Origin of the sequence: Aerococcus sp. HMSC062A02, from assembly GCF_001809535.1 — a bacterium.
In the GTDB taxonomy this organism is placed as follows: Bacteria; Bacillota; Bacilli; order Lactobacillales; family Aerococcaceae; genus Aerococcus.
On sequence record NZ_KV797943.1, the window covers coordinates 1 to 9,956 of the forward strand.

9 protein-coding genes and 1 tRNA gene are annotated in these 9,956 nt (G+C 50.7%); all 10 read right to left on the minus strand.

From position 1 onward, the window contains the following. Nucleotides 1-108 precede the first annotated feature (108 nt). A tRNA-Leu gene (locus HMPREF2626_RS08190) sits at nt 109-189 on the minus strand. Nucleotides 190-320: 131 nt separating this feature from the next. After that, on the minus strand, nt 321-1,247 hold the full coding sequence (locus HMPREF2626_RS08195; RefSeq protein WP_070619970.1) for a KPN_02809 family neutral zinc metallopeptidase: 927 nt from the start codon (nt 1,245-1,247) through the stop codon (nt 321-323). 89 nt (nt 1,248-1,336) lie between these two features. After that, on the minus strand, nt 1,337-2,389 hold the full coding sequence (locus HMPREF2626_RS08200) for a uroporphyrinogen decarboxylase family protein (RefSeq protein WP_083294411.1): 1,053 nt from the start codon (nt 2,387-2,389) through the stop codon (nt 1,337-1,339). After that, nucleotides 2,364-3,263 (minus strand): uroporphyrinogen decarboxylase family protein, encoded by a 900-nt coding sequence (locus HMPREF2626_RS08205; RefSeq protein ID WP_141744616.1) that lies wholly within the window; start codon nt 3,261-3,263, stop codon nt 2,364-2,366. The genes HMPREF2626_RS08200 and HMPREF2626_RS08205 overlap by 26 nt, the downstream gene beginning before the upstream one ends. Nucleotides 3,264-3,265: 2 nt before the next feature. Beyond that, nucleotides 3,266-4,324, minus strand: coding sequence for a uroporphyrinogen decarboxylase family protein (locus tag HMPREF2626_RS08210; RefSeq protein ID WP_070619976.1), 1,059 nt, complete (start codon nt 4,322-4,324; stop codon nt 3,266-3,268). A gap of 11 nt (nt 4,325-4,335) precedes the next feature. Then, nucleotides 4,336-6,120 (minus strand): ASKHA domain-containing protein, encoded by a 1,785-nt coding sequence (locus tag HMPREF2626_RS08215; protein ID WP_070619979.1) that lies wholly within the window; start codon nt 6,118-6,120, stop codon nt 4,336-4,338. Nucleotides 6,121-6,133: 13 nt separating this feature from the next. Further along, entirely contained in the window at nt 6,134-6,799 is a 666-nt protein-coding gene (locus tag HMPREF2626_RS08220; protein ID WP_070619982.1) for a cobalamin B12-binding domain-containing protein, read from the minus strand. Between the two features lie 274 nt (nt 6,800-7,073). Next, nucleotides 7,074-7,976: a diacylglycerol/lipid kinase family protein gene (locus tag HMPREF2626_RS08225; protein ID WP_070619985.1), complete on the minus strand. Its 903-nt coding sequence runs from the start codon at nt 7,974-7,976 to the stop codon at nt 7,074-7,076. Between the two features lie 137 nt (nt 7,977-8,113). After that, nucleotides 8,114-9,097 carry a dihydropteroate synthase gene (gene folP, locus HMPREF2626_RS08230; RefSeq protein ID WP_070619989.1) on the minus strand — a complete coding sequence of 328 codons (984 nt, stop codon included), beginning with the start codon at nt 9,095-9,097 and terminating at the stop codon, nt 8,114-8,116. Between the two features lie 23 nt (nt 9,098-9,120). Then, the gene (locus HMPREF2626_RS08235) at nt 9,121-9,654 is read right to left on the minus strand and encodes a SixA phosphatase family protein (protein WP_070619992.1); all 534 of its coding nucleotides are present in this window, start codon (nt 9,652-9,654) and stop codon (nt 9,121-9,123) included. Nucleotides 9,655-9,956 lie beyond the last annotated feature (302 nt).

A 9,956-nucleotide genomic window follows, 5' to 3' on the forward strand; every position in this document is an offset into this window, starting at 1 on the left:
GCAGTCTTGAAGTGACTTCACCCAATCGGAACGATTGGCTAAAGCCGCTCTTTTCCGTTTGGCCTCTAGTCATTCAAGTCAGGGCGCAACTGCTCACACCCTATTCAATGCAGAAGATGGGAGTCGAACCCACACGTCGTTAGACACTGCCGCCTGAAGACAGCGCGTCTGCCATTCCGCCACTTCTGCTTAATGTATGCTAGCTAATTTCTTATCTAGCAACTCTTTTATTGTACGCCTTTTTTAGGAAAGACGCAAGTCCTGTCAGTATATTTTTCAAAAAAGAAGAGGACCGACTTGGCCCTCTTTTGATCATGATTTTATTTTTCAAAATCAAGATAGGTGTTAAAGGTGTCCCCATGGTCCAGGTCGCCGTACTTGTAACCGCGTTCGAACCAGGCTTGACGCTGCTTGGCTGAGCCGTGGGTGAAGCTGTCAGGCACCACTTGTCCATAGGCGGCTTCCTGGAGGGTATCATCTCCAACGGCATTGGCAGCTTGGAGAGCCTCTTGGATATCGCCACTCTCTAGTAAGCCCTGATTTTCCGCATAGTGGGCCCAGACACCAGCCAAGTAGTCAGCCTGGAGCTCTAGACGAACAGAGAGCTGGTTGGCTTCCGTCTCTCCCGCCGACTGGACAGCTCGCTGGTATTTATCCATAATACCAAGTTCATTTTGGATATGGTGGCCTACCTCATGGGCAAGCACATAGGCCATGGCAAAGTCGCCAGGTGCCTGGTAGCGATTCTTCAATTCCCGGTAGAAAGAAAGGTCGATATACACTGACTGGTCACCCGGACAGTAGAAAGGTCCCGCCTGGGCTGATCCGAAGCCACAGCCCCCAGTTTGCACATGGTCGGTATAAAGGACCAGGGTCGCGGGGTCATAGGACTGACCTTGGCTTTGGAAGAGGTCTGACCAGAAATCTTCGGTCGACCCCAAGACAGCCGACAGGAAATCCTTCTCCTCGCTTGAGGCACCAGCCTGCTGGGTTTCTACCTGCTGGCTGGTCTGGGCTTCTTGATTGCTTGCTTCTTGACCTAGGCCGCCCCCTAAGAAGCTGCCGCCGCCAAATAACATCATCAAAATAATGATAATCACAAGCCATTTCCCACCGCCCCGCCTTGACATCAGGAGCAGGCTTAAAAGGCCACCTAAACCACTGCCGCCTGACCGTGATGGCCGTCCCATACTCTGGCCTCTCCGGTCATCGACGTTCTTACTCCGTCTCAAATCATCCCATTTCATCAGAATCCCCCATCTCTTATGTGCTTAACATGCAAGCCCTTTATTTTACCTTTATTATAGCACGAATCAATCCTAAAAAAGACTAAAAACTACTTGTCATCGCGGCTATAGCGGCGGGCCGCTTCCATATAGGCTTGGATATTTTCTTCTGGCGTATGATAAGGCACACTGCAGCCAGGGCCGAGCAGATAGCCGCCTTCATGGTCAGCAGCTTGGACGTAAGACTGGGCTACCTGGGCTTCTAAATCTTCTGGCTGGCCTTGTAAGAAATATTTCACCGGATCAATGTTTCCAATCAAGCCACAGTCAGGTCCCAAACCTGCCTTTGCCGCTTGGAGGTCAACGGTCTGGTCAGCACTGAAATAGTCAATCCCAGTTCCTGCAATATAGGGCAAGCTCTTGGTACAGTCCCCACAGATATGGAGGGTGACTGATTTACCATAATGGTGGATCCGGTCAACAATTTCTTTGGTATAAGGCTGGCAGAACTTCTCGTATTGCTTAGGACTTAAGAGCGCCCCGGAGGCAACCGGATCGGTGAGCGAAAAGCCAATGGAAGGGTTAGCCGCCGCAAAGTCATCAATAATCTGTAACAGGGCATCCGTTGCAAAGCGCAGGAGCTGGTGGACTTGGTCGGTCTTCTTGCGGGTGGCGCGCAGGAGCTGTTCAGGTGGGTAGAGGCTGGCAGCACTCGTTATCGGACCACTTAATTCATAGTCAATGCGGTAGTCCGGCCCCAATTTCTTCTGGATTATTTCAATGGCCTCGTAGTGCTTCTGCTGATTGGGATCATTGCGGAGACGGAGACTTGCCACATCAAGCTGGTCAATGCCAGCCAAGTCATCCAAGGCATAGGAAACAATGGCATCCGAACTATCTTCAGATGCTTTAAACTGGCTGCCCAAGGCGTGTCCCATTCCATAGAGGCCAAAGTTAACCGAGTAATTATCCGGTGCAAATTTTTCGGCAACGGTAATCTCTTTATAGGCAATATTTTCAGCGGTCATTTCGGATTCGCGGTAGGTCATTCCGGCCAATTTGGCCCCTACTGTTCCGTGGAAGAGCATAATCGGGCGGCGGTCAACCGCTTGACCGGCTTGATAGGCTTGCAGGCGGTCAGCGGATGTCATCATTTCTGTCATTAGAATCACCTTTCTCTTGCTTGTTTATTGGATTGAGCTTATAGATGCCCCCTTGCAAGCTCTCAGTCACAAGTCCCTTAGCGGACCATGTCTCCCTAAAGAGCAGATGGGGAAAATCCTGGGCCGGGGCTAGCTGGGGGCCACGTTCCAGCCAGCCTAAAGCTGCCAAGCCGCGGTAAAGACCCGGAGACAGGTAGAGCTTAGCTCCCCGCGCTTCGACTGAGGGCAAAAGCCTCTCGACTAAGTCCCTCTGCAAGCCCCCAGCGACTTGACCATAGTGGCGGGGGCCTAAGAGCTCTCGGTCCCCAGTTGGATCAGCTAGGGCGAGCACGCTGGCCCCCGCATCAAGAGCAGCTTGGCCTAAACGAGTCAAGCCTTGAACTAAGGGCGCCATCACTGCCTGGTAACTAGCTGGCTGGCGGCGGGCGCATCCTAGCAAATCATTAAAATCATAGAGCTGTTCAGCCAGGGTAAAAGGACCGGTCAGGTTAAAACAAATCTTCTCGCCCCTTTGACTGAGTCGCTGGCAGGCTGCCAAAGACGCGGCTAAGGCATTGTCCGTCAGCGGTAGAGCTCCCAGCGGTCCATGGTCTAGCTGGCGCTTGCTTTGGGGATCTAAGCGGTCTCCCAGGTAACGGTCATGGTAGACCTGGATGCCATATGCCTCGGCTTCCAGGGAATGGTTAAGAGGCAGAAGACAATAGTTCTGCCGGTAGTATTGGCGATATTTTTGAACCAGGGCGGCCAGGCAAGAAGGCCAGTGGTTAATGGTCCTTAAGTCGTCAATGCCAGGTCCCAGGACTTCAACGGGAAAAGGCCGGGCACAGTCCAAGGACCGGGCTGGAAGATAGGGCTGACCTTTGTACAAAGCCATGGCTAGGGCCAATTTTGCGCCGCTTTTTGGGCACAAGACTGGGCAGTTTCCATAAAGGCTTCCACATTGGCCACTGGGGTATCCACAGGCAATTGGCAGCCCGAGCGGATAATAAAGCCTCTTGGATTATCTCCTGCTTTGGCAAAGCAATCTTCCACTGCCCGGCTAACTTCTTCAGGACTGCCTTGGAGGAAACACCGTACCGGGTCAACATTGCCCATCAAAGCAATAGCTTGGCCCACTTTTTCCTTAGCTTGGCCTAGGTCGACGGTTTGGTCAAGGCTGATCATATCCACGCCCGTCTCCACAATGGCTTCAAGGTGGTTGCTGATGTCCCCACAGATGTGCATGCCCACACAGCGGTCATGGATCTTAATGAAGTCTATCATTTCCTTAGTATAGGGAAGGACAAATTCCCGGTATTGTTTGGGGCTAATCAAAGCGCCCGAAGCCACTGGGTCATAGATAAAGAAATTCAAATTCGGCATTTGAACCGCCCGCTCGATAATTTCCTTCACCCGGTCGGTCACAAAGCGCAAGAGGCGGTGGAGCCCTTCCTTATCTTTACGCGTCGCTCGCAGCATCTTCTCGGCGGGATAGATGCCCGACGCAAGGGTAAACGGCGCGGAAATACAATAGCAGGGGTGGCATTTTGACCCTACTGCCCCGTCAATCTTATCCAGAGCTTCCAAGTTGATCCGTTGGGAGATATCCCGGTCAAAACTTGTTGCTTCAACCTTCAATTGGTCCACTTGGTCTAAGCTATTGAGGGCATGATCAGCTACAGAAGGCGCGGACTCACGCGGGCTCTTAATCTTAGAGCGGTGGCGTATAGCAAAGTTAACCGAAGTATAGCTCACAGACAGGGCATCTAAAGCAAATTCACGGTAGATAGTGAGCTCACGTTTGGCCAATTTATCCGCCGTATTAAAACTCTCCCGGTAATTCATCCCTGCTAATTTAGCGGCAAAGCCAGCGTGGCAGAGGGTAATTGGGAGCCGGTCGAGGCTTTCGCCAGCCTTTAGGGCCTGCCAATGTTGATTTGCTGTCATTTCTTTCATCATAATCTCCTCTACTTTCTTGTTAATTTTGGAAAAAGTGACGCCCGGGCGAAGACACGGTCATAGTCTTCTAAACGGGATAATTCAATATAATTAATCCGCCGGGCGAGCGCTTCTAAGCCCCGGGCGGCTTCTTGGTCCATCAGGTAAAGATAGGCCCCACTATGGGACGAGTTGCCAATATATGACAGTCGCCCAGCAAAGCCTTCCGGTAAAAGACCCGTCTTGATCAGACTAGCCTCCGCCAAATGCCGCCCAAATTGCCCAGCCACAAGGACTTGGTCGATCTGCTCAGCCTCTAGCTGGCTTGCTTTTAAGAGGACTTCCACCCCTGAACGGATGGCTCCCTTGGCCAGTTGAACCTGTCGGATATCGTGCTGGGTCAGGCTAACTTGGGGAGCCACTTGGAGGGAGCGTTTGCCTTGGTCATCGACTTTGAGATAAGGTCGGCGGCAATCTTCTGGGGCTAAAGACTCCGGATCAATAATCCGACCCCGGTAGCTGATCAGACCTGCCCGCAAGCCTTCCCGGATCAGAGCGAGGACGCCGCTGCCGCATAAACCTTGGGGATCTTCTCCGCCAATCACTTGGAGGTCAAATTGGCCATCCTGCCATAAACATTCCTCAACTGCTCCTGCAGCCGCCTTCATGCCAGATGAAATCATCATCCCTTCTAAGGCCGGACCGGCGGCACAGGAACAAGACACATAGCGGTCCCCATCTTGGACTAACATCTCTCCGTTGGTCCCGATATCAATCAAAAGCCGGCGCTTGCCAAGCTCACTAAAGCCAGCCGCATAGGCCCCAGCGACCACGTCCGACCCAATATAGGCCGAAACTGCCGGCAGGGTCATGACCTGGGCCGAGCTAGGAATTTTTCTCAGACCGAATGCTTTAGCAGAGAGCTGCTGACCGGAACGAAAGACAGGCAGATAGGGCGACTGGCCCAGTGGACGTGGATCGATGCCCAAAGCTAGGTGGGTCATAACGGTGTTGCCGGCCAAACTGAGGCCATAAACCGCACTTTCTAGGCAATCCGCATCCTGGCAGAGCTCATCGATTAAGCTTTGGATGGCCCGTCTAATGGCTTGTTGGAGTTGCTTCAGACCGCGCCCCCCTTCCGTCATGACATAAGAAATTCGGCTCAAGACATCCGCCCCCTGTTGGATTTGCGGGTTGAGGGCAGAGGCCTGGCTGACATCCTCCCCGGTCTCTAAGTCGATGAGGCTAGCAGCTAGGGTAGTCGTCCCGATATCCACAGCCAAGCCATAAATCCGACCATCTGCCAGTTGAGGCTCTAAGGCTAGGACTTGATCATCACAGATAATGGCCCGGTAAGTCTGATCGCGCTGGATTTCAAGCCCCTGCCAGACTTGCGCAGGGAAGGATGGAACGTCCAGCTCTTGCACCAGGCGGGTCTCTAAGTCCGTCCCTGCTTGAAGCAAATCTCGATCCAATTTAAAACTGACTTGGCGCCAGCGTTTAGGCCCAGCCAGAGCGGGACGGTCTCCCGTGACTAAAATCCGGTGGTCCCTTTCCATATTAAGAAAAGCCAGGCGCAAATCGGACTGGGGGCGTGCCCGGCAGGCTAGGGGATACTGGCCCGCCAAAGCCTGGTAAGCTTCAGCCGACAGCTCACCTTCCAAGAGCTTAAAACGACATTTCCCACAAGTCCCTTTGCCCCCACAATCGCCAGGAACAGGCAGACCGGCTTCGACCAAACAGGCGTAGAGACTTTTCCCTGACGCTGGATCATAGTCTACCACCTGGTCCCAAGCTTGAACCTGAATCTTCATTACCAGTTCCCTCCTAATCCTCGCTTTCTCCAACTAAACGTTTGGCCAATTCAACGGCTTCAATGGCATCTTCAGAATAACCATCCGCCCCAATCTCATCGCAATAATACTGAGAAACCGCCCCGCCACCAATCATTACCTTGAATTGGTCACGAATGCCCCGCTCTTCCAAGCGCTCAATTAGGGTCTTCATCCCTGTCATGGTCGTTGTCATCAGGGCTGAGAGGCCAATCAGTTCAGCATCTTCCTCGATAGCCCGGTCGATAAAATCATCCAGGGGGACATCGCGCCCCATGTCAATCACTTCAAATCCGCCCACCTCGAGCATGACCTTGACCAGATTCTTACCGATATCGTGAGTATCCCCTTCTACAGTTCCTAAGACAATTTTATGGCGGGCCTGGCCGCCCTCTTCCTTGCGTTCTAACAAGAGGGGCTTAAAGATAGCCATGGCTTCATTTAGGGCATCCGAACAGATCAGGACATCGGTCACATAGTACTCTTCTTCAGCGAAGAGGACGCCAGCCCGGCTCATCCCATCTACTAAGCCTTCCATGATGGCATCCTGAACATCATAACCAGCTTGGACATACTCCTCAGCTGTATCGATAATCTCTTCATCCTCCATCTCAAAGACCATATCCGACAATTCTTGGATTAATTCTTCTTTTGAACGCATGATCGCTCCCCCTTTATTTCGTCTTCTCTACTATAACACGTTATCGCTTTCACTTGTAAGCTTTTTCATTATTTGCTGATAAGCCCGTCCAAAGAAAAAGAAGCTAGAACAAAAGCCTAACTTCTTAAATCAATTGTATTTGTGAGCATCCCTTGCCCTTTTTAATTTTGCCTTAAAAAGTCAAGCTCAACCTTCCACTCCTACTCAAAAGATAATCGCTATCTTTTTATCAACTAATAATATTAAAGGTCCTAGGAGTCTTCTTTACCAAACACTAATCCTCCATAGCTTCTGGGACATAGAATTGAATATGTTGGGGGAGGACTTTTATTTGAGCAGGGAGCTTAGGTCCCATATCCCCATCCAAATCGAGCTGGATGTCTTCTTTGTCGGAGCAGGTAATGGAAAGTTCCCGGCAAGTGAAGGCGGTGATGTTTTCATTCTCATTCAATTGACCAAAGACCATATCCTTGAGAGCCGACAATTTAGCCCCCAAACCTTCATCCGTCACAATTACGACATCGAATTCCCCATCCTGGAGGCTGACCCTCTTCTTAGAGAAGCGCAAGTTGCCGACCTGGTTGGTTAAGAGCACAAAGACATGGCTAGCTTTGCCTTCAAAAGATTCCGTATCCGATTTGATTTGAAGCTCGTGGACTTGGTCATTAGGCAGCGCTTTTACAATATTTTTGGCATAAGCGAGGGTCCCCAAGCGTTCCTTCTCTTCTGAACTCGTAGAGGTCGTCGCATCAATCATCTCGCCAAAGCAAGCGTAATAGCTAAAATAGGTATCATTACACTTGCCGATATCGACAGCTCGGATTTCTTCCAAGTTAATCTGTTCGATACTCTCTTCAATATCGTTGGACATGTTAAAGAGCTGGGCATAGGTATTGTTGGTTCCACCTGGTAGGAAACCCATCTTGGGCCGGTGGTCTTGTTCAGCGATGCCATTGACCACCTCATTAATGGTCCCATCCCCACCGATCACATAAACACTATCATAGCCTTCTTCACAAGCCTGGCGGGCAAAATCTGTCGCATCCCCATCCCCCTCTGTCTCCATAAGCTCTACTTGGTCAAAGTGAGGGGCCAAGTTCTCTTTCAATTGTTGGGCATAAGAAGCCCCTTGGTTATCACCTGATGTGGGGTTCACAATAATCATCAAGTTCTTCATAAAAGTCTTCCTTTCACATAATTTCTTTTTAGCCTTATTATCGCCTGTTTAAATCAAAAAAGCTAGATTGAAGCCTTGGCTAAGCCTTAATAAGTCTTAAAGAAAAAAGGACAAGCCCTAGCTCGTCCTTTGACTCCTTATTTCTTATCAGCATAAGCTCCAAAGTTCACATCTTCCATCTGATCAGCTAAGCGAACTGCATCGCCAATTTGACAAGCGATACGGTGGTGGGCCATGGTATGGACACGGACAACTTCAATCCCTTGCCGAGCCGCAATGGTAGATAGGGCGGCTGAAGCTTCATCCCGGTTTTCAAAGCCTTGCTCAGTCGACACATCCACATTATAGCCGGCTTCTTCCACCATATTCTGGATGAAGCGTTTGCGGGAAACACCCAAGAAGATCCAATAGCCCTTATCATGGAGGAGGCCCATCTTTTGAATCAAGCTGAGATTTTCCCGCTTGGTCAAACCAAAACCAATACCAGGGTCCAACATGATCCGGTCATCATCAATTCCCGCTTCATGCGCGCGTTCTAAGCTCTTGTCCAAGTATGCCATCATGACGTCTTCAATTGGCATCTCCTTGAAGGCTGCTTTTTCTTCATCTGTAAAGACACTTTGATCCCCGAACTCTGGGAATTTCTGCGAGCCAGGGTGGTCTGGGCGCGCTGTGACAGGGTTAAACATAAGGATCGCCCCTGCCTGGGACTGGCCAACTACTTGGGCCATGCGCGGATCGCCCAAGAAACCGGTAATGTCATTGATGATATCGATGCCAGCTTCAATCGCCGCTTCAGCGACATCCGCCTTCCAAGTGTCCAGAGAAAGCGGGACATCCGTCACTTCCTTGAGGGCCTTGATCACAGGAACCACCCGATTGATCTCTTCTTCAATCGCAACATAGGTACTACCAGGACGGGTCGATTCCCCTCCGATATCGATCATCCCCGCTCCCTCCTTGATCAATTTCTGTGCCTGGGCGACGGCCTTATCAACGCTATTGTACTGGCCACCATCTGAGAAGGAGTCAGGCGTGACATTGACAATGCCACACAGGATAGTTGGTTCTTGGTCGTTGCTTAGTGTCTTATCATGGTAATGAAAATGGCTAGATCGCATATCAGCTACTCCTCTTCTATTAATTAATGCGCTTTAATGTACTTCACGAGACGACCTTTGCCTTCCTCATCGATCGCAAGGAGGGCAGCATCGCCCTTGTCAAAATCTTTGGAAGAACCCCCAAAACGACGAAGCCAAGTACTTACATAAGGTTCATGGGCGACAAGGACCAAGGCCTGCCCCTCTTGCATCCGGTCCTGAATGACCGTTTCGCCCCCGAGATCTGAACTATCCGCAATCTCTAAATTAGGAGTTTGGGCAAGGGCTTCTTGGAAGGCTTGAGCAGTTTGCTGAGCCCGGCTGAGGGGGGAGGATAGGATTTGAATGTTAAAGGGGCTCAAGCGGTCTTCAAATTCCTGGTAGCGGTCCTTTAAGTAAGCCGCTTCCTCCGCCAATAAGGGCGGATCAGCAGGATTCGCCTCATAATCGGGTCTACCGTGACGGATGATCAGCAAGTAATGAGCAATGGCTTGGTCTTTAGCTTGGCCTTTTCCTGTCGCACTTGCTTTGCTTTCTTCAGGGGCCAAAAAAGATTTCAATGATTGAAAGAATGACATAAATTAGCTCCTTTAGTTGGGTTCGCAGTTGCAGTCTTGAAGTGACTTCAGCCAATCGGAACGATCGGCTAAAGCCGCTCTTTTCCGTTTGGGCTCCAGTCATTCAAGTCTGGGCGCAACTGCTCACACCCTGGGTTAGTTGGGTTCGACTTGGCAGACTCGGAGTGATTTCACAATTAAGAAATGAGCAGATACTTCGCTCTTATTCTTAATTGCTCCAATCATCCTAGTCTGACCGCCAAGTCTCACACCCTGGTTAGTTGGGTTTGGTCTGGCAGCTTTCGTGTCACTTCACAAGTCGC

What these genes read in the sequence shown, in the direction of transcription:
- HMPREF2626_RS08235 (WP_070619992.1), bottom strand. Translation starts at nt 9,654, where the DNA reads ATGTCATTCTTTCAATCATTGAAATCTTTTTTGGCCCCTGAAGAAAGC.
- HMPREF2626_RS08200 (WP_083294411.1), bottom strand. Translation starts at nt 2,389, where the DNA reads ATGACAGAAATGATGACATCCGCTGACCGCCTGCAAGCCTATCAAGCC.
- HMPREF2626_RS08225 (WP_070619985.1), bottom strand. Translation starts at nt 7,976, where the DNA reads ATGAAGAACTTGATGATTATTGTGAACCCCACATCAGGTGATAACCAA.
- folP (WP_070619989.1), bottom strand. Translation starts at nt 9,097, where the DNA reads ATGCGATCTAGCCATTTTCATTACCATGATAAGACACTAAGCAACGAC.
- HMPREF2626_RS08215 (WP_070619979.1), bottom strand. Translation starts at nt 6,120, where the DNA reads ATGAAGATTCAGGTTCAAGCTTGGGACCAGGTGGTAGACTATGATCCA.
- HMPREF2626_RS08220 (WP_070619982.1), bottom strand. Translation starts at nt 6,799, where the DNA reads ATGCGTTCAAAAGAAGAATTAATCCAAGAATTGTCGGATATGGTCTTT.
- HMPREF2626_RS08195 (WP_070619970.1), bottom strand. Translation starts at nt 1,247, where the DNA reads ATGAAATGGGATGATTTGAGACGGAGTAAGAACGTCGATGACCGGAGA.
- HMPREF2626_RS08205 (WP_141744616.1), bottom strand. Translation starts at nt 3,263, where the DNA reads ATGGCTTTGTACAAAGGTCAGCCCTATCTTCCAGCCCGGTCCTTGGAC.
- HMPREF2626_RS08210 (WP_070619976.1), bottom strand. Translation starts at nt 4,324, where the DNA reads ATGAAAGAAATGACAGCAAATCAACATTGGCAGGCCCTAAAGGCTGGC.